Source organism: Pelagibius sp. Alg239-R121, from assembly GCF_947331435.1.
Lineage (GTDB): Bacteria > Pseudomonadota > Alphaproteobacteria > Kiloniellales > Kiloniellaceae > Denitrobaculum.
Genome location: NZ_CAMZOF010000004.1, coordinates 386,451 through 406,150 on the forward strand (window position 1 = coordinate 386,451; position 19,700 = coordinate 406,150).

The 19,700-nt window shown below is 55.6% G+C and carries 15 protein-coding genes; 6 read left to right on the forward strand and 9 right to left on the reverse strand.

Features of this window, described 5'->3' with window-relative positions; translation table 11 throughout:
* Window positions 1-10: 10 nt before the first annotated feature.
* Window positions 11-1,264: a sarcosine oxidase subunit beta family protein gene (locus QMZ18_RS15335; protein WP_282607184.1), complete on the reverse strand. Its 1,254-nt coding sequence runs from the start codon at window positions 1,262-1,264 to the stop codon at window positions 11-13.
* Between the two features lie 437 nt (window positions 1,265-1,701).
* Between QMZ18_RS15335 and QMZ18_RS15340 the strand changes: the two genes are divergently transcribed.
* The gene (locus QMZ18_RS15340) at window positions 1,702-2,700 is read left to right on the forward strand and encodes a GlxA family transcriptional regulator (protein WP_282607185.1); all 999 of its coding nucleotides are present in this window, start codon (window positions 1,702-1,704) and stop codon (window positions 2,698-2,700) included.
* A 191-nt stretch (window positions 2,701-2,891) separates the two neighbouring features.
* The gene (locus QMZ18_RS15345) at window positions 2,892-4,535 is read left to right on the forward strand and encodes a glycosyltransferase family 39 protein (protein ID WP_282607186.1); all 1,644 of its coding nucleotides are present in this window, start codon (window positions 2,892-2,894) and stop codon (window positions 4,533-4,535) included.
* A gap of 4 nt (window positions 4,536-4,539) precedes the next feature.
* Here the strand turns inward: QMZ18_RS15345 and QMZ18_RS15350 are convergent, their stop codons facing one another.
* The 3 genes from QMZ18_RS15350 to QMZ18_RS15360 form a co-directional block, all read right to left on the reverse strand.
* The gene (locus QMZ18_RS15350; RefSeq protein ID WP_282607187.1) at window positions 4,540-6,846 is read right to left on the reverse strand and encodes an exonuclease domain-containing protein; all 2,307 of its coding nucleotides are present in this window, start codon (window positions 6,844-6,846) and stop codon (window positions 4,540-4,542) included.
* Between the two features lie 80 nt (window positions 6,847-6,926).
* Entirely contained in the window at window positions 6,927-7,514 is a 588-nt protein-coding gene (locus tag QMZ18_RS15355) for a hypothetical protein (RefSeq protein ID WP_282607188.1), read from the reverse strand.
* 110 nt (window positions 7,515-7,624) lie between these two features.
* Entirely contained in the window at window positions 7,625-8,491 is an 867-nt protein-coding gene (locus QMZ18_RS15360; RefSeq protein ID WP_282607189.1) for a hypothetical protein, read from the reverse strand.
* 199 nt (window positions 8,492-8,690) lie between these two features.
* Here QMZ18_RS15360 and QMZ18_RS15365 point away from each other — a divergent pair, with 199 nt between their 5' ends.
* Together QMZ18_RS15365 and QMZ18_RS15370 are read left to right on the forward strand one after the other, a co-directional pair.
* Window positions 8,691-9,350, forward strand: coding sequence for an SDR family NAD(P)-dependent oxidoreductase (locus QMZ18_RS15365; protein ID WP_282607190.1), 660 nt, complete (start codon window positions 8,691-8,693; stop codon window positions 9,348-9,350).
* A 101-nt stretch (window positions 9,351-9,451) separates the two neighbouring features.
* Entirely contained in the window at window positions 9,452-10,690 is a 1,239-nt protein-coding gene (locus tag QMZ18_RS15370; RefSeq protein WP_282607191.1) for an MFS transporter, read from the forward strand.
* 162 nt (window positions 10,691-10,852) lie between these two features.
* On the opposite strand, the gene QMZ18_RS15375 is transcribed toward QMZ18_RS15370, so the two are convergent.
* Entirely contained in the window at window positions 10,853-11,440 is a 588-nt protein-coding gene (locus tag QMZ18_RS15375; protein ID WP_282607192.1) for a TetR/AcrR family transcriptional regulator, read from the reverse strand.
* Between the two features lie 52 nt (window positions 11,441-11,492).
* Here QMZ18_RS15375 and QMZ18_RS15380 point away from each other — a divergent pair, with 52 nt between their 5' ends.
* On the forward strand, window positions 11,493-11,957 hold the full coding sequence (locus tag QMZ18_RS15380) for a DUF1330 domain-containing protein (RefSeq protein ID WP_282607193.1): 465 nt from the start codon (window positions 11,493-11,495) through the stop codon (window positions 11,955-11,957).
* A gap of 57 nt (window positions 11,958-12,014) precedes the next feature.
* On the opposite strand, the gene QMZ18_RS15385 is transcribed toward QMZ18_RS15380, so the two are convergent.
* Entirely contained in the window at window positions 12,015-12,779 is a 765-nt protein-coding gene (locus QMZ18_RS15385; protein WP_282607194.1) for an SDR family oxidoreductase, read from the reverse strand.
* Between the two features lie 317 nt (window positions 12,780-13,096).
* On the opposite strand from QMZ18_RS15385, the gene QMZ18_RS15390 reads away from it, so the two are divergent.
* Entirely contained in the window at window positions 13,097-16,324 is a 3,228-nt protein-coding gene (locus tag QMZ18_RS15390; protein ID WP_282607195.1) for a methyl-accepting chemotaxis protein, read from the forward strand.
* Window positions 16,325-16,876: 552 nt separating this feature from the next.
* Here QMZ18_RS15390 and QMZ18_RS15395 read toward each other — a convergent pair.
* From QMZ18_RS15395 to QMZ18_RS15405, 3 genes are all read right to left on the reverse strand, one after another.
* Window positions 16,877-17,362 (reverse strand): DinB family protein, encoded by a 486-nt coding sequence (locus QMZ18_RS15395; protein WP_282607196.1) that lies wholly within the window; start codon window positions 17,360-17,362, stop codon window positions 16,877-16,879.
* 143 nt (window positions 17,363-17,505) lie between these two features.
* The gene (locus tag QMZ18_RS15400) at window positions 17,506-17,988 is read right to left on the reverse strand and encodes a DM13 domain-containing protein (protein ID WP_282607197.1); all 483 of its coding nucleotides are present in this window, start codon (window positions 17,986-17,988) and stop codon (window positions 17,506-17,508) included.
* Window positions 17,989-18,030: 42 nt separating this feature from the next.
* Complete coding sequence (locus tag QMZ18_RS15405; protein WP_282607198.1) at window positions 18,031-19,689, reverse strand: acetolactate synthase large subunit; 1,659 nt, start codon at window positions 19,687-19,689, stop codon at window positions 18,031-18,033.
* Between the last annotated feature and the right edge of the window lie 11 nt (window positions 19,690-19,700).

Genomic DNA, 19,700 nt, shown 5'->3' on the forward strand with positions numbered 1-19,700 from the left:
TTTGTTCCCCCTAATGAGCAACTGCGGCGGCGCCGTGTTCGTCAACCAGATAGCCGCTGTTAAAGCGCTCCAGTGAGAAAGCTTCATTGAGCGGGTGAGGACGGTCATTGGCGATGGTATCGGCAAAGACCCAGCCCGAACCCGGTGTGGCCTTGAAGCCGCCGGTGCCCCAGCCACAATTGATGAAAAAGCCCTCGACCGGGGTTTTGGAGATGATCGGGCTGGCGTCGGGGCAGGTGTCCACTATGCCACCCCACTGGCGCATCATGCGCATGCGTTTCAGGCTGGGGAAGAGTTCGCAGACTGCCGCCAGGGTCTCCTCGGTGACCGGCAGGCTGCCGCGCTGCCCGTAGCCGACATATTTGTCAACGCCGGCGCCGATTACCAGTTCACCCTTGTCCGATTGACTGATGTAGGCATGGATTGCGTTGGACATGACCACTGTATCGATCACCGGCTTGACCGGCTCGGAGACCAAAGCCTGCAGCGGATGGGAGACCAGGGGCAGACGGATCCCGGCCATCTCCGCCATGACCGAGGAATGCCCCGCCACAACGACGCCGACCTTTTTGGCTTTGATCAGACCTTTCGCGGTCTGGACCCCTACAACTTTACCATTTTCGATTTCGAAACCATGGACTGGGCACTCCTGAATGATATCGACACCCTGTTCGTCGGCCCGGCGGGCATAACCCCAGGCGACGGCGTCATGGCGGGCCGTGCCGCCGCGCCGCTGCATTGATGCCCCTAGCACCGGATAGCGGCCATTTCCGCGCAGGTCGATGATCGGAACCAGATCTTTTATCTGCTGTGGAGTCAGGAACTCGGAATCAACACCATTCAGGCGGTTGGCATTGATCCGCCGTGACAGTTCGCGCAAGTCGTGTTGATTGTGCGCCAGATTCATGACACCGCGCTGGCTGAACATCACGTTGTAGTTCAGCTCCTGGCTCATCCCTTCCCAGAGTTTGAGCGCATGTTCGTAGAGCGCTGCACTTTCATCCCAAAGGTAGTTCGAGCGCACAATGGTGGTATTCCGGCCCGTGTTTCCGCCCCCAAGCCAGCCGCGCTCAATTACCGCGACATTGTGAATTCCGTGAAGTTTTGCAAGATAATAGGCTGTTGCCAGACCATGGCCGCCACCGCCCACAATGATCACATCGTACGAGGGTTTCGGTTCCGGGCTACGCCAGGCTTCGGGCCATTTCTCATGATAGCTCAAGGCATTGCGCATCAAGCTGAAGATCGAATAGCGCGACTTCATGACTGGTTTTGTCCCCTCTAGGCGGGCATCGGCCTGTTCCGCTTATAAAAACCGCGCAAAACCTGGCTGTAGGCCCATGCACACGCTCGCTTTTGTTCGCGGGTCCGCGCCGTTTTCCAATGACCGAAGAGCGTTACAGATCTTGCAGAGCTCAATGACAGATCACGTAAAGCCCGGACACATCTCTTTGAAGATCCCGCCATTTTAGTTTTCTGTTCGCGACAATAGATGATTTGTGCCAGAGTTGCCCAGTCTTCGGAAGCCGAAATTTGAATAATCGAATTTGAGCTTCGAAAGGACAGTAACTATAAGAATCCAATGCGAAGCTTTCAAAGCCAGTCACGCGGACTGGCGTTGACATTGAAGGCATAGCACTGGTCCCTGCCAAGCTTGTTGGCGTGGGTAGTCCCGGAACAGATTTTACTTTTGAGCGCCTTATGTTCGGCAACGCACCTCGCGAATTCCCTCTGACGACAGCTATCGTCCTGATCCCCAATTTCTCGATGATTGCTTTGACGTCCGTCGTTGAACCTATGCGCATGGCCAACCGTGTGAGCGGACATCCTCTCTACGATTGGCGGCTGATCACGGTGGATGGTGAGCCGGTGACAGCGTCCTGCGGGATCGAGTTCCGGCCAACCGCAACATTCGACGAAGCCAGCAACCTGAATACCGTGATGGTTTGCAGCGGGATCGAGGTTTATAATTTTGCCAATAAGACCCTGGATTCCTGGCTTCGGCGTATGGACCGTAAAGGTGCGGATATCGGGGCGCTTTGCACCGGGACACAAATTCTGGCGCGCGCGGGGCTGCTGAATGATCACCGCTGCACGATCCACTGGGAGAATCTAGCGGCTTTTTTAGAGGAATTTCCGGAAATCGAGGTCAGTACCGAGTTGTTCGAGATCGACCGCAACCGCTTTACCTGTTCCGGCGGAACGGCGGCGCTGGATATGATGCTGAACGTGATTACCCGTCAGCACGGCTACGAATTGGCCGTTCAGGTCGCCGATGTCTTCACCCACGAGCGTATCCGCGATCATCATGATCATCAGCGCATGTCGTTGCCCGCCCGCTTGGGCGTGAGGCATCCTAAGCTGTTGTCTGTAATCGCGCTGATGGAACAAAATCTGGAAGAGCCGCTGAGCAGGACTGGATTGGCACGTGAGGCAGGCCTCTCGACCCGCCAGCTGGAGCGCCTGTTTCGAAAATATCTTAATCGATCACCGGCCCGCCATTATCTTGAGCTTCGGCTGAACAAATCCCGCCTGCTCCTGCTGCAGACCAATATGTCCGTGATTGATGTGGCTCTGGCCTGTGGTTTCGTTTCCGCCTCCCACTTTTCCAAGTGTTACCGGGATTTCTTCGGCCGGACACCCCGCAAAGAGCGCGGCTTGCCGCCGCTGGCGGAGATTGAGGACACCAAGAAGGTTTGACGGATCGACCCGCGACCACGCGGTTCACCGTCTTGGTAATGAGTGATATTTATTTACCAATTATTTTCCGGTTTCATCGGATAGTCTTACCCAGTTGAATTTTCAATCCCTGAAACACCACCTCAACTCGTGCCGCTTTCACTATTCCAGCTGCTCTATCAAATTGAATTTTAAGAGTTTTTTCGCCTACCATGGAACAGGTATCAAACACGACGGACGCCGGAAGCGAACAGTCTGCGTCTAACTCCCGTCTCCTCGAAGCGGGGTGGTACGTTATCGGCTTTTTAGCATTCCTCGCGCTTGGGATCGCCAATCTCTTCTATCCATTCGGCGACGATCAGGCAGTACTGTTCTTCGCTGCCAAGGAATTGGATCAGGGTGCAAGGCTCTATGTGGAATATTGGGGCAACAAACAGCCCGGCCTGTATGCCTTCTATCTTCTGGCGTGTCAGCTATTCGGATTCACTGAATTTGGCGTCCACCTTCTGGAACTGATTTGGTTCGCGGTCTTTGCCGTTATCTTGATGGTTACGCTGCGCCCCTACTTTCAAGCGCGATGGCTGTCGGCGGTGGTTCCTCTGGCGACGATCGGTGTCTACTACGCGACGGCACTTGAAGACGAACTGACTCAGTTGGAAATACTGGTAGCTTTTCCGCTCTACCTAACGGCATGGAGTGCGCTCCAAGCTTTGGAACCATCGAAGCGGGAAGGGACTTCGGAAAATGAGATTTCCGGCAAGCGCATGGTGTTGCTGTTCTTTTTCAGTGGTCTTACAGCAGCGGTCGCAACGCTTTTCAAGCTGTTGTTAGCCCCCATCGCCGTTGCTTTCTGGCTCATCGCGTCATTCTATCTTTTACGCGAACACAAGGTTTCACTGATTGGCTTGCTTTTGCGGGTTTGGACACCGGTTGCGGTTGGCGTGGTCCTGCCGTTTTGTGCCGTGGTTTTCTGGTTCTGGCAGCATTCGGCTTTGCAGGAGCTATTCTGGACATCATTCATCTACCCGCCCGAGGCCTTGTTCACCTCACCTCCTGCATCGAAAACGCGTTTGGTGACTGCTGCGGCCTTTATGCTGACCAATCTGGCGCCCTGGCTGCTTTTTGTCGTCGTTGCTATTGTCGCTTGTTTCCGAAAGCAGGCGCCGCGGATGGTCACTTTGCTGCTGGCTTGGATTCTGCTTGCGGGCGGTTTGTTTCTCATACAGCGCTTTTCCTGGTGGCCCTATCATACGCTTCTGCTGTTTACCCCTTTGGGAATTTTGGCCGTCTTCGGAATTGATAAGGTTGCTGCCTATGTCGGCCGGTTTGTCGATTTCGGCCTGTCCCAGCGGTCAGGGTGGCTTGGTCGCACCGCAATTCCGGCGATGGTCTGCACCGCCCTATTCGCAATTCCGCCCACCGCATCGCTGACCGGCCCCTTTCTTGCCAAAGCACGTGTCTTGATATCCGAGACCATGATGGCGGGCGGGGGCCTGATGGCCTATCACTGGAAGGTCAATCCGAACTACAAGCGCATTTTCGAAAGCGGCAGGTTCCTGACGGAGCCGGGCGCACGGCCAGGGCCTATTTATTCTTTCGGCAGTGCTATGATCTACCCATTCACCGGTAGAGATTCGGCGCACAAGACTGCGGGCTTTTCCTGGGAGTTTTATGTTCCATCACAGATCCGGGATATTCTCGCTTCGCTTGAAGAAAAGCAGGTACCTTATGTTTTTGTGGAGCGTGCCAGTTTTAGGCTGTTTCGCAGGCGCCCGGAAGCTGCAGCCTATCTGACCGCCAACTACAAGCGCATCAAGAAAGATGATGGCGGCGTCTGGTACGAGCGGCTGCCGTAAGTTTTCACGCTTCTACGCATTCAATAGCGCTTGATGCTTCCAGGCGACGCGCATTCACGAGAAGCAGCAGTTCCGCGGCAGCCTCGGCGTCGCAGAGCGCCCTGTGATGGCTGTCCAATGCAATGTTAAAGGCGCGGCAGAGATTGCCCAGGCTATAGGATTTGTAGCCTTGATAGAGTTTGCGCATGCTTGCGCAGGTGCAGAGCTGCGGATGCCGGAAGCGCCGGTCCAGGCGCCGGAACTCCTCTGAGATAAAGCTGTAGTCGAACCGCACATTGTGCGCCACGAATATGGCGTCACCCATGAACTCCTCGAATTCGTCCGCAATTTCCGCAAAGGTCGGCGCACCGGCAACCATGGCATTGGTGATGCCGGTCAGCCGGGTGATGTTGGCGGGGACGGCTTGCTGCGGGTTGATCAGGCTCTGCCACTTATCGAAGATTTGGCCATTTTGTAGCTTCACAGCACCGATTTCTGTGATCCGGTTGCGCGTCGCGCGCCCGCCTGTGGTCTCGACATCTACCACGACATAGATCTGATTAGGATCGACAATCCACTCGATGCGGTTTACCTCCACCTTGAAACCTGCCCGCCCCAGCAGCTCGAGCTGCATGAGCTGATTGCGGCGGATCTGGTCACCCGCAGTCTTGATCTCAATGAAACGCAGATCGTCCTCTTTCCAGAGCATCAGGTCCGGAAATCCGTCTTTGCGCGAAACGTAGTCTTTGCACATCTCTCGCAGTACGCTGATTGCGGCCTCAGGTGGGGCTTTCTGTAAAAAAGGGCTTAGCCAGTCAGTGATCGTCGGCCGCCAGCGGAAAATGCCGTTGGGCGTTCCATAGTGCTTGGAAAGCTGCCCGAGTAAAAACGGCAGCGACTTCGCGGGATCTTTCAACAGCGCCAGCTTGTCTTCGATGCGTTCCTGAAAAGCAGAATAAAACCGCCCTGATTTGAGAGTTTCCGGCAGGTGCTCGAAGGCATTGTGAATCGAAGCCGCTTTTTCGCAATAGATCTCTTCCCAAAACAGCATGCCGAAAAGGGCGCGCCAGAGAGCGTTCTCGCTTTGAAACGCTTCGTAACCCTGCCGCCTGAAATACTCGGCCGCGCCCCGCTCAGGGGCATTGCGGTAGGATTCGTCCACACCGATGACCGAGGCCGCCCGCAGACGGTCGGTGAGCGCGCTCGTGCGCTTGCCTTTGAATTTGCGCAGATAGAAATCCTGCGCGAAGAGAGCCTCCAGATCGCTTGCGGGCGTTGCCATCATAGCTTCGAGCTTGTCTCGCACGATATCCCGCTCGCCGCGCGCATAGTGCAGGCGGATCAGCCGTTCGTTACAGAGCGCGGAATTGCCCAATGCGTAAACCGATAACGCAGATTCAACATCCTCAGTTTTCTCCAGGCGACTTCCGAGTTCGTAGAGAAGCTTGTCCCGCAGATCCTCAGCTTTATCACTTAAAACCGCCGGCCATTGCGGGGCAACCACCGCCCAATACCGGCAGGTTGCATCTTCTACGGTTCTTAGTTTCTCCCGCTGCTGCGCATAGAAAAAACAGGCCTGCGCCTCCTCTCGGGTCTCAAAGCGCGCTTCGTAATCGATCTTGAAATGGTGGGTGCGGACCAGCCCGAGATCGCGGAGTGCGAAGCGGGTCACGCCTTGCTCGATTCTCCCGAAATAGAGGTAAAGCAAAAAGCCAAGTTCACTGCGGCGTCCCTGGACGATAAAAGAGGAAGCGGCTCCAGACGTAGCGTAGCTTGCGAAGGGTAAGGTCGCGCGAGCATGCGCAAGCACCTTTGCTTTGGGCCAGCTTCTTTTAACGCCAACGGTTTCAAGATGTGGTGCCAGCAGCTTGATCAGCATGTCCTTGGAAAGACTCTCGAGCAGGGCCGTAAAGTCATCTTGGGTCACGTTGTCCGCAAGCCCGACGTTGCGTAGCCGTTCCAGGGCGCCGGGCAGATCAACGATTTCCGCATATCGCAGTTTCTCGGCTTCAAAAACATGACCCTTGCGGTTCACCAAGCGCACAAAGAGGCATTGCGCGTCGAGGTCCAGGTCATCGAAATCCTTCAGGAAACGCAGATGCTCATCAGAGAAAACATGGACATATTTCTCGCGGACGAAATCCAACATCTCCCGAAAGTGGGTCAGGTAGTAGCGCTGCGGCAATTCGCGTTGCGGTCTTCGATTGGGCGGTCGCTCAGGGATTTCTTGATCGAACGCGAAATCCGGCTGCGCAGCGCTGCTTGACCGAGAAAGATTGCTCGTGTGACTGCTTTGCTTTTTATCGGCCCGCCGTCTCAAGGGCATCGCCATCCCGGTTCCCTGCTCTTACTAGTTGTGAGAACAAACTATGAACTTTGGGTGAGGAGCTGGCAAGCGTTACAGGGAGATTCTCAGGCGATCTTTTCAAGCCGCGCCTTTTGGCAAAGCGGATAGACGTCCATAAAGGGGCGGATACGGGAGACCATCGTGTCGTATGAGGGGCCGTAAAGATAGAGAGCGGTTTCTTTCGGACCCTCCCAGTAGCTCTGGATTCCGCCATGGCCCGCAAGCAGCTTTTCGAATTCGGTCCAAACGACGTTCACGTCGGACTGTTCGTAGACGCTTGCGGGGAGATCGGTGCCGTTCAAGTAGACCGCCAAACCTTCGTTGACACCAAAGGGGGTTTTCGTGCCGTCGTCCAGAATAAGAAAAGAGCCTTTCGGCGCGCCAAGAGATTCGAGATAGCGGCTGATTTCACCTAATATCTGTTCCGTCACATCAGGCAGGTTGATGTCGATGTCGGAGCGCTGGACCTCTCCATTGGCCGCTTGGAGGGTGCCACCACCTGTCACCCCGCCAATCCCGCGTGCGGCAAGAAATTCTTCGAGCGGATCCTCATAGATCTCTCCCCGGTCCAGAGGCCGGAGACGCGCGTTCAATTCGGCGACAATCAGTTTCGCCGATGAAATCTGTTCTTCTTCGAGTATATCGTTTGTCATGGTAAGTGCCCCAACTCTTTCCTGGATGCCGGTGCCACAATGCGGCGCAAAGTTGCATTGTTCAATGCTGCCTTTGGTTCTGAAGCTTGGCGACCTTAGACTGTGATCCATCAATACACTTGAAAATGCAGATGGTCGTCATGCCGTGCGGCGTTCCAGCCGGCGAAGCGGATTTTGGAATTTTGTACATTCAGGTGCTTCGCCAGATAGGGCTCGAGGAAGATCTTTTGGACGCGGTCTGATATCGGCCCTTGGCTTAGAATCCGGATCAGGTCGCCTGTTCGCATTTGATCCAATTCACTATCGGCAAAACTCCATTGGAGCCAATCGAAGCGCCAGCGAAGGAATCCGTCATTTGGTGAAACCGGCTCGCTGCGCAGAAGATTCCAGGCAGGTGCGAAGGCCCAGTAACCGATAAACCATGCCCCGCCTTTACTGATCGAAACTCCAGTTGGGCGGCTTTTGTAAAAGAATGCCAGATCAAGTTTTCGGCCGTCTTTGTGGCTGAGATGAGGGAGGAGCGGAATGCCGAGATCAAATGGAAAGCCGGCATCAAGATAGCTCACCAAAGTGCCTGGGTGCGTGCGCGCCATCTGGTTTGAGACCTGCTCCAGAACCTGTTTCGTTACCGGAGCCACGTAGTGGCGGTTCAAGGCACAGTACGCAAAGGAGTTGGCCTCATAGGGGTGTTGGCCGTCCGCGAAACAGTTGAGAGCAACCCGACCGAACAGTGGTGCAGCCGTGGGAACGATAATGACGGTCGAAAATCCATAGAGGATTGTAAAGATGGCGAGCATCGATAATTTACGGGCGTTATAGCGGCGCCGACTGATGATTGCATCGATGCCCAAGGTAAACCACAAGACGAGGCCGCCGACTTGTGTGAGGAGGGTCAGTGCGACAATGGCGACAACCGCGCCTGCCATTTCGATTGGCGTGAAATGAGCGTTAAATGGGCCGAGGATCAGTCGAAGCACTATTCGATCCATCAAAAACTGTGGGACAAGAGTTGCGAAAAGCTGACATCCGCGTTCGGCATAACGCCTCAGATTTACTCCTGGAGCAGGAATTTGACCAAAAGGTGTTGTTCAGATGGTCGTTTGTTGAAGGTGGCGCGTTCTGCCCCCAAACCCCATATTGGCGCGTAAAGATCCTGAAAAAAGAAGGAATTTAGCAATGACCCAAACGGCTCTTGTCACAGGTGGCAATCGCGGTATTGGCTATGCGATCGCCGCTGGTCTGACCAAGTTGAATTATAGGGTCGTGATTGGTTCCCGAAGCGCCAGTGCCGGAGCGGATGCCGCCGAGTCCCTCGGCGCTGAAGCGGTTCAGCTCGACGTTGCCGATCCTGCGACAATTGTGGGCGCTATCGAGCAACTGGGTGACGTCGACGTGCTGGTCAACAATGCCGGTGTTCTCTTCGATCGTCCGCTTTTAGAAAGTCCGCAGGAGTATCGTGCCTCCTTGGCAGTCATGCTTGACGGGCCTTATCACCTCATCCGTGCCGTGACGCCGGCGATGATCCACCAAGGTTATGGCAGGATCGTCAATATGTCTTCAGACTGGGGCGCTTTCTCCCAGGGCTTGGGCGGACCCGGCGCTTACGGTGTTGCAAAGGCCGGTCTAAACGCGCTGACCCTCGCGCTGTCCCGTGAGTTGCCGGAAAACGTAAAAATCAACGCGATGTGTCCCGGTTGGGTTAAAACCAGAATGGGCGGGGCGGGCGCAAATCGCTCGCCGGAGGAGGGAGCGGATACAGCGCTTTGGCTCGCGACTTTGCCTGATGATGGGCCGAGCGGCGGGTTCTTCCGCGATCGGGCGCCAATGGCCTGGTAGGGCAAACGCATAGCAGCCATACCGCTGTGACCATTGATGTCAGCCCTTTGCTCGGTTAGTGAGGAGACTGCCCATTTTTAACTGGGACTCCGGCCAAACGAATGACAACGCCTGCCAACGACCTTTTGCAGATCATACCCGACAGCGCAGCTTCCTGGCGTCGCCTTGCCGTTGCACTGGCGTTGAGTACGGTTGGTGGTGTCGGGCTCTGGTCAAGCGTGGTGGTTTTGCCTGCAATCCAGGCGGAATTCGGGATCGATCGGGGCGGTGCCTCGTTGCCCTACACTGCAACGCTGATTGGTTTTGCCATCGGCGGCATCATGATGGGGCGTGTGGCAGATCGTTTCGGCATCTTTCCGCCCCTGATCGTTGGCACGCTGATGCTGGCTCTGGGTTATTTCGCCACGGCGGCTGCCTCTGACTACTGGGTTTTCATTGTCGCGCAGGCTCTGTTGATCGGGATGCTGGGCAGTTCAGCAACATTTGCGCCGCTGGTCGCGGACGTTTCTCACTGGTTCTACAAACGCCGCGGAATTGCCGTCGCTATCGTAGCCAGCGGCAATTACCTCTCCGGCACGATCTGGCCACCGATTTTACAGTACGGTATCGAAACCGTCGGCTGGCGTCAGACTCATCTGGGTGTCGGTGCGATCTGTCTGGTGACCATGCTGCCGCTGGCCTTCATGCTCCGTCGCCGCCCGGACCTGGAGGCGGCTGAAAGCCAGGCTGCGGCAAGGGGTATCCTCCAACATAAAATGCCGCTCTCGCCCGCCAAGCTGCAAGCCGTTCTGGTGCTGGCCGGTGTTGCCTGCTGCGTTGCCATGGCGATGCCCCAGGTTCATATGGTGGCCTATTGTGCTGATCTAGGGTACGGCCCGGCGCGTGGAGCGGAAATGCTCTCGATTATGCTTGGTTTGGGCGTGGTCAGCCGTTTGGCCTCGGGCCTGATCGCGGATCGGATCGGCGGGGTCGGCACGCTGATCCTGGGTTCGACCCTGCAGTGCATTGCCCTGATCTTTTATCTGCCTTTCGACGGCCTTGCGTCGCTCTACGTAATCTCAGCATTGTTCGGACTGTCGCAAGGAGGCATCGTGCCAAGCTATGCCCTGGTCGTGCGTGACTATTTCCCGGCCCGAGAGGCAGGTTCTCGCGTCAGTCTGGTGTTGATGGCGACGGTCGCGGGGATGGCGCTTGGCGGCTGGCTGTCTGGCGAGATATACGATCTGACCGGATCCTACGAAGCCGCCTTTCTGAACGGTATTGCCTGGAATATGTTGAATATGGGTATCGCCTTTTGGCTACTGGCCAGCCGCTTCAGGCTGCGACCTCAGCCTGCTTAAAGCAGTTTGCGCTTAAGGCTGATTTAAAAAGTTCGCTGCCTCGAAACAAGCACGCTGCTGATTGCGAACGCAATTTTTGAGGTCTTGCGGTTCCAGAAAAATGCAAAACGCTGTAGGTCTCGATTTCATGTAGTTCGAACCGGGTGTTGCTCGGCTCCAATGTCACTTGAGCAGGGCGCCGGCAATTGTGCTGCGGATGGTTTTACCGGCACTCGCTTCACTCCAGCCTCGATCCCGCACAAGGAGATCCCAGGCCTGGACCGAGGAGCTGGCCCAGAGATAGTCCGTCGCACGTGGGATGCTCCAATGGGCGGCGAGAGCGTCTTCCTTTTTTAGGCCGCTAACCAATCCGCGGTAAAATTTCAGCAGTTCGGACATGCGGTCGCTCCAGGCGCCTGCCGCGTCTTCGTCGGTGGCACGCAGGCGGATGAGATCGGTGGCGACCGGGTGAATCTTGGGAACGAAATCCAACCAGACTGCAAGAACGGCGTCGAGACGCTCGGCAGGGTCGGCTTCCTCCATTGCTGATGCGAAACCCTCCCAGATGAAAAAGCGCTCGTCGGCGCGGCGGACCAAAGCCATTAAGAGGCCGCCACGCGAGCCGAAATGCACGTAAACCGACTGCCGTGTCATGCCAACGGCTGCTGCGATTTCCGACATGGAAACGGCGGCCCCGCGCTGGGCGATCAAATCCCACGCGGCATCGAGAATTTCAAGTCGGGTGCGTTCCGAGCGTTTTAGATTTGACACGTGTAAAAATTCCAGTTTAATTTTACGCATGTCAAATTTAACGGAGTTCGATGTGAACGCAAACAGGAATTTCGAAGACCGCTTGGGTCGTCTGGTGGCCTGGTATGGCGATGGCGCGGATGGCAGCAGTCCGACCCAGAAACAGTGGCGGCATATCATGAGCCGGCCGGCCGACGGTCCGGTAACGCTGGTGAATTTTTTCAAATTGCGTGAGCAGGCGCTTTACAGGGACGAGGCAATCGCACCGAATGTTCCTGGGAGCGGCAAAGATGCGTTTGATCGTTATGCCGCCGTTAGTATTCCTACGATGGAGAAGGTCGGTGGCAGGTTTCTGCTGGTGTCGCCCTTCGAGGCAAACTTTGTGGGAGAAGTCGAGGATTGGGACCTCGTTGTAGTGGGAGCCTTTCCCAGTACCGATGTGTTGCTCTCTCTATGGGAAGACGCAGATTATCATGCCGTCTACCCTCATCGTACTGCCGCCTGTGACCGGCAGAAGGTCGTGGTCTGCGGCGGTTAAGGTGGCGAGGCATCGCCATTGCCAGCGGCCATGCCCCCCATTCTCTGCGTAATGAAGTCAGGTTCGGTTGATCGACACTCCACCATCCACAAGAATCGCCTGCCCTGTGGTAAAGCTGGAAGCGTCCGACGCCAAGTAGAGAGCCGTTTGGGCGATTTCCTCGGGCCTAGCGATCCGTTTCAAGGCGTGAAGGCCGCACACGAATTCCCTTGCCTCGGGGGTATTGGAGTGAGCCCGCGCCATCTCCGTATTGGTACCACCGGGCAAAAGGGCGTTTGCACGGATGCCTCGCGGCCCGTATTCCGCCGCCAGGACCTTGGTAAGGCCAACCATGCCCGACTTGCTGGCGGCGTACGCAGCCATGCCCGGCATACCCACCGTATAGCCGACAAAGGAAGAGGTGAAAATCAGTGAGCCGCTGCCACGCTCGAGCATGGCAGGCAGTTGGTATTTTGCACCAAGGAAGGCGCTGGTCAGGTTTGTCTCCAGTGTTTCCTGCCAACTGGCCAATGTGATCCCGGGTGCCTCACCCAAGTCACCAAGCTGGCCGGCGTTGTTGAAGCCAACATCCAGGCCACCGAATTCTGTATGCGCCAGTCCGACCAGGGCTTTTGCATAGGCTTCCTCCCGTACGTCACCGGCGAGCGCGATAGCCTGTCCGCCGGACGCGCGGATCTCGCCGACCAGCGTGTCAAGTTCGACTTGCCGCCGCGCACCGACAACCAGCTTGGCGCCTTCCTCTGCGAAAAGCTTTGCCGCCGCATGACCGATGCCGCTGCTGGCGCCGGTGATGATGACAATCTTGTTCTCAAGTTGCGTCATGTTTTCCTCATCAGATTAAGAACTTCTGAGAGGGTGATGCACTTGCTCGAACCTGTTCGCCATCCGGTTCTTGCGTCCGAATTCACATCAGCGAAGCGGAAACTTGTTTACAGCGGGTTAATGCACTTACTACCAGTGGTAGTTTCACGAAGTTATATAATTGTAAATTCAATAGAAAAATTACCGAGGGTGGCAAATGATTCGGAATAGTTGTGAGTAAAAATGGATATTCTTGTAAATAGATAGTGGTTTTAACCATTCGAAAGCGAAGTTTTCTTAAGGTGTAAACTTATCTTGTTTCTCTCGGGAAAATAGTTATGAAGTCCGCACGCCTTTTTACCATCCGCAACAGCTTGATCGCGATCTGTTCAATTTTGATTGTTGCAGTAGCATCCTTTGCCACTACGGCGATGTTTTCCGCGATCAGCGACCGGCATCTTGCAGAACAGATTTCGGACAGCAACGCACTAGCTGATTTGCTTGTCACCTCAGCCGGTAACTGGGCCGTGGAGCGAGGTGTTACCAACGCGGCACTAGCTAACGCAAAGCCTGCCTCCGATGAAGTCAAAAACAAGATCAGCGCGCGACGCCAGTCAGCCGATACGGCTTTTTTGGAGGCCCTGGATAAGATCCAAACCGGCGACCTCTATGCGGACCAGCAGGTGCTGGGTCAAGAGGTGGAAGCAGCCTACAAATCCGTGGTCGCTTTCCGAGAAAATGTCGATGTGGCTCTGAGTCGGGAAAAAGTGAACCGCAGTACTGATGTTCTGAGTGGCTGGGTCCCGAACATGACCGGTCTGATTATGCAAAGCAAGGATTTGCGGGTTGCGATTTCCAGAGTTCAGACGGGTGGTGATCAGATCGGTCAACTCGCCATGCTGAAACACTTCTCCTGGGTCATGTCCGAGTATGCCGGCCGGGAGCGCGCGATCATTGGTGGATTGGTTGCTGGTGAAAAACGCATGACGGCCGCGCAGCTTCGCAAACTCAGTGGTTTTCGCGGACAGGTTGAGGCGGCATGGGATAGCGTGCGCAGTGTTTCGGATGCGCCGGGAACGCCGGCAGCCATCGCCGAAGCTATTCGGGAGGCCGAAGCCAATTTCTTCGGCTCTTATCAGGCGACGCGCGATGCCGTCTACAAAGCCGGCACCTATAGCGCTGCTTACGATATGACGGCGCTTGAATGGATTGATGCCGCAACGGCGGCCATTGATACACTGTTAGTGCTGGATTCTGTGGTTTCCAACACCTGGCGTACGCATGGAGTCGGCCTCGAGGGACAAGAATTAACCGATAATCTGATGAAGGCTGCCGGAAACTGGGCGGTTGAGCGTGGGGTTACTAACGGTGCTCTTCAATCCGCGGCACCGGCAAGTGACGGAGCTCTGAAGAAAATTGAGTCCCGACGGCAGGCTGCTGATCAAGCCTTTGAGGCGGCCATCACGCAGCTGTCGAACTGGCGGAACTTTGACGGCAAAGACAAATTGATTGCCGAGGTGAAGGAAGCCTATACCCAGATAGCCGCTCTACGCAGTCAGGTGGATGATGCTCTTGCACAAAATAAGTCTCAACGACCCAAGGATCTCCCTTTGGCTTGGGTGCCTGCAGCGTCCCGTTTGATCGTTCAGAGTCAGAACCTGATGCTGGGTGCGGTCGAGCATTTTGCCGAAGTAGATCCGCTGCTTGGCGTCTTCGTATCGCTGCGCCACGACGTTTGGGCAATGGCCGAATATGCCGGGCGCGAACGCGCCATCATGGGCGGTATCATCGGCGCTCGCGTTCCAATTACCGATGCGCAACTACAGGTCCTGTCCAGATATCGCGGCCGCGTTGAGAGCGCCTGGGACGCAGCTCAACTCGATGCCCGCAACCCATCGCTGCCTGCTCAGATCAAGCTGCGGATGTCGCAGGTGCGAACGAGCTTTTTCGAAATCTACCAAAGTATCCGCGAGGAACGTTACGCCGAGGCGACGTCGACGTCGGCCTATCCCATGAACGGTCCAGAGTGGGTCGCCACTGCAACAGCTGCAATCGACAGCCTATTGAAGATTCAGTCGACAGTGAGTGTCGCAACAGGTTCGCTTGCAGAAACGTCGAAGAGCGATGCCACCAACACGCTCATATTCGAGGCTGTTCTTCTCGCTGTTATCTTGGCGGTCGGTGCTGTGTCAGCTTGGGTTGTGATCTTCAGAGTGACGGTTCCTATCAACGGCATGACAACCGCCATGAAGAAACTTGCGGGCGGTGACCTTGAGACGGAGGTGCCCTCCGTCGGCCGTCAGGATGAAATCGGCGACATGGCGGAGGCCGTCGAGGTTTTCAAGGCCAATGCCAAGGAAGTCGACCGCATGAAGGATGAGGAGGAAGAGCGGAAACGGGCCAGCGATGAAAAGTTGAAGACGGAGCTTCTGACCATCTCCGAACGACTCGACAAGGAAGTGAAGGCCGCAGTTTCGAGCACGACTACGCAAGCTGAAGGAATGAAAGAAACCTCAACCGAGATGACCGAGATCGTTGGCCGCCTGAACCAGCGAGCATCCACTGTCTCTGATGGCGCCAGCCAGGCGAACGAGAGCATCCAGACCGTGGCCTCTGCCGCCGAGGAATTGAGTGCGTCCATCAGTGAGATCACGCGTCAGGTGGGTCAGTCCTCGACTATTGTTCAAAAAGCAGCTGATGAGGCGAACCGAACCGACGAAACTGTTGGAGGATTGGCAGATGCGGCCCAAAAGATCGGTGACGTGATCAATTTGATTCAGGATATCGCGGAACAGACAAACCTGTTGGCGTTGAACGCTACTATTGAAGCCGCGCGGGCCGGCGATGCGGGCAAGGGCTTTGCCGTGGTTGCTTCTGAGGTCAAAAACCTCGCCAATCAGACCGCCAAGGCTACAGAAGAAATCGGCAGTCAAATCGGCGCCATTCGCACTGAAACCGAGGGGGCCGTGCAAGCGATCCGCCTGATCACAGAAACGATCAAAGAGGTCAATACGATTTCCGACACCATCTCCGAAGCGGTGGAGCAGCAGAGTCAGGCAACACAAGAGATCAGTGAATCCGTTCAATCCACTGTTCGCCATATGACCGAAGTGACCGGGCAGATATCCGATGTTGCTGAGGACACTAAGGCAGTGAGTGATCATTCGACGAACGTGATGACCGGTGCGAAAGGAACCCTGACCAACATCGATCATTTGGATAAGCAGATGGGTGACGTTCTTAAGGAGCTTCGCGAGTCTGCCGTCGGCAACCGGCGCAAGGATGCGCGGCAGGCCGGCAGTTGGCCGATTACACTCGACGCCGACGGTATCAGTCGTCGGGGACAGGCAAACGACCTTTCTCTCGGCGGAGCGTTGATCAACTGCGAGGGTGAACTCTCGACCGGACAGAGCATAAACGTGGAAATTGGCAATCTATCGAAGAAGATCCTGGCAACGGTTGTGGAATGTTCGTCTAGGGGCGTGCACATCAGTTTTGAGGGCGACGAGGAAACCCGCGCCCTTATTGGCAGTCTCCTGTCACAACAGGAGCAGAATGCCGCCTGACGATCGGGGTCACAAAAGATACCGGATGAAGGTCGGCATGGCTGAAATTCACCGAGTGTCTCAAAACCCCGATTCTACGGCAAAAAACGAAAGACGTGTTTATTGAGAGGCTTTAACCCTCGTTCTAGAGAGCCGAGCGGAAACATCGCTGGAGCCCTGGAAAGCGGCGCTCCACAAAACTGATACGCATGTTATTGGCATGGATAGAGACAGCATTGATGAATAGACAGCAAACTCACCCACGTATACTGGGTAGAAGAGAGCGTGTTCAGCAAAGTCGCGTATTCAGACTTGAGGTAAAAAAGGCGTCGCTGATCGGCGGACTTGAAGAGGCGATTGCTTCCTTCAAGATTTTATCCAGGAAGTTCGATGTGGAATACGCCGACCACTTTGTCGTCCAATACGAACAGATTCTGCTGCTTGTCCAGGATATCGATCCGCAGGCAGTTCCTTCGTCGATCGTTTTTGAACTACTGATCCAACGACTTAAACTCATAAAGGCCGAATTTACTATTCGCAAAATTCTAAGACAGTATCGGACGAATTTTGGCTTTAGTTCTTGTTCCAGACGTCGCGCAGAAACACCGGCAAATCGTTGGCTGGTTGTCTGACGGGGACCTGATAAAGCATGTCACTGACAAAACCATGATGATACGTCGCGTGATTAACGATGTGATAGAGGATCTCCATCCGAGCCATCGCACCGGCGCCACCACCAACAAACTCGAATTCGATGATCTCGGACAGTTCGTCTTCCGTCAACGAGTCAGCAAGATCGATGTACCACCGCCCCATGTTCCTGCTTGCCTCACGAAGCGCCGGCAGTGTTGGTGAGGTCTCGGTGTTGCGCGCTGCGTAGCCATGCTGCCGGCCTTCCAGATGCGCCCGAAAGATGTCTTCCACAACGTAGATATGATTGAGGGTGTGAAGAATCGTCTTAAAGGTGGTTTGCCGTTCCTTGATGAGCTCTTCTTCGGGAAGACCAGCGACGGTGTCAAACGCGATCCCACTGGCCCAGACCTTGTATCGGATTAACATTTGCAGTGGGTTCGTGGTTTTTTCCGGTCTTAAGATCTGTGGCTCCATGCCGATGCTACCTCTCCTGATCCGACGTGACCTGGAGATAAGACGCTCTTGGGGCCGGCTTGCCAAGACTCGATTTTCTGATTGCAGAATTTGGATCACTTGCCTAAAGCAGCGGCTGAGAACAGCACCCCGAACTGTTCGCACCAGATCACGACCGATTGGTACCTGGAGAGATCAGCATCGGCGGGAATGCTGTAGTTTTGATCACCAATATTGCCCCTGAGCGGACCTAGTGACAGGGTTTGGCTGCCGGTAACATCCCCCGCAGAAGCAACATCCGCCTTAGCGACCAGCCAGACTTTCAAATCGGGACCGTTGGTCACTTCGAAACCGGTGAACCGGAGTGTTCTGCTGCCGTCGCTTGTCTGATAAAGGGTGGCTTCGCCCGTGCCCCGGTGAGCGCCGTCAGCGTCCTTGAAGTTGCCGCTGCCCAGGATTTGCGATGATCCCGCGCCGGCAAAATCTTCGCTGACGACCTCATCAATCCAAAGCGGGCTGGCCAGATACCAGAAGGCGTTTCCGGCCACAAAGCCGATTGTGCCGGCCACAAAGGCGACGGCAGCATACTTTTTAAACAATAATCATCTCCGGTGATTAGGAGTTATAGATGTTCGACGCGCTCAGATCGGCAACTCGATCTCGCCCAGACGTTTGGTGAGCTTCTGGTTTTCTTCGTAATCGACATCAACCGTAATCAGGCTTGGTCCATCGTGAGCGAGGGCTTCAGTCAGCACCGGCATGAAGTCATCGGCGGTTTTGACGTGTCGGCCCCACATCCCGAACGAGCCGGCGAGCATCTCAAAATTCGGGTTCGAGAAAGCAAGCGGTGAGTGTTTTCCATCGAAGTGATTCTGCTGTTTCCACTTGATCAGCCCATATTCGCCGTCGAGCCAGACAATGCAGACAAGCTTGCGTTTTTCGCGGACCGCGGTTTCCAGATCCTGCACGTTCATGAGGAAACCGGCGTCGCCACAGACGGCCACCACGTTGACATCGGGATGCGCGTAGGTCGCGCCGATTGCCCCCGGCAAGGCGAAGCCCATGGAACAGAAGCCGTTGGAGATGAGGCAGGTGTTTTCTTCGTAGCACTGGTAGTAGCGGCTGATCCACATCTTATGCGCGCCGACGTCGGATAAGAGGATATCACTGGCTCCCAGGGCCTTACGAATGTCCGAGATCATGCGTTGCGGCTTCATGGGGTAGGCGGCGTCGTTTTCCTGCGCCATCAGATCCTCGTAGATCGTTGTGCGCAGGCCGCTCCAACTGCCGATTTCATGGAGAGGCAAACGTCCCTCGAAGCGGGCGTTGAGCGCTTCGTTGATCTGCCAAACCGCATCCGCCACATCGGCCACGATATCCACATTTACCGGATAGGCCTCGTCGATCTCTGCCGGATCGTAATCGATGTGGATAATTTTTTTGTCGCGGCTCTTGTTCCAAAACTCAGGGGCGTATTCGACAAGGTCGTAACCGATCGAGATGATCAGGTCGGCTTCGCCGAAGGCTTTCAGGACATGATCTTTGCCCTGCAGCCCAATGGTGAAGAGACAGTGGGGATCGTCCAGGGGTACGGCGCCCTTGCCCATGAAGGTGTTTACCACAGGGATTCCGGCTTTGCTTGCAAGCCGTCTGACCTGCTTGGCCGAGCGTTTACGTACAGCGCCATTGCCAGCCAGGATCAGGGGCGTTTTTGCCTCGCCGATCAAATCCACAGCTGCGGCGACCGCTTTCCAGTCGGCGGCCGGGCGGCGCGTCTTGACCATAGGCATGGGTTGCAGTTCCACGTCACGCTTGGCGACGTCCTCGGGCAGCTCAATGACCGTCGCGCCAGGTTTTTCGGTCTGTGCGATTTTGAAGGCTTTGCGGGTGATCTCGGGGATCGTCTGCTCGTTGTTGATTGTCGAAGCCCACTTGGTGATCGGTTCGAACATGGCAATGGCGTCCATGTTCTGATGGCTTTCCTTGTGCAGGCGCGCCGTGGATCCCTGGCCGATGATTGCGACCAGTGGTGCACGGTCCATATTCGCGTCTGCAACGCCGGTGACTAGATTGGTAGCCCCAGGACCCAGGGTCGCCAGACAGACGCCCGCCTTACCGGTAAGCCGGCCGTAGGCATCGGCCATGAAGGCGGCGGCCTGTTCGTGCCGGCAAAGCACGAATTCGATCTTTGATTCCAAGAGCGAAATCATAAAATCGGCATTCTCTTCTCCAGGTACGCCGAAAATGCGTTCCACGCCCTCGGCTTCCAGGCATTTTACGAAGAGGTCTGAAGCTTTCATTATTCTGTCTC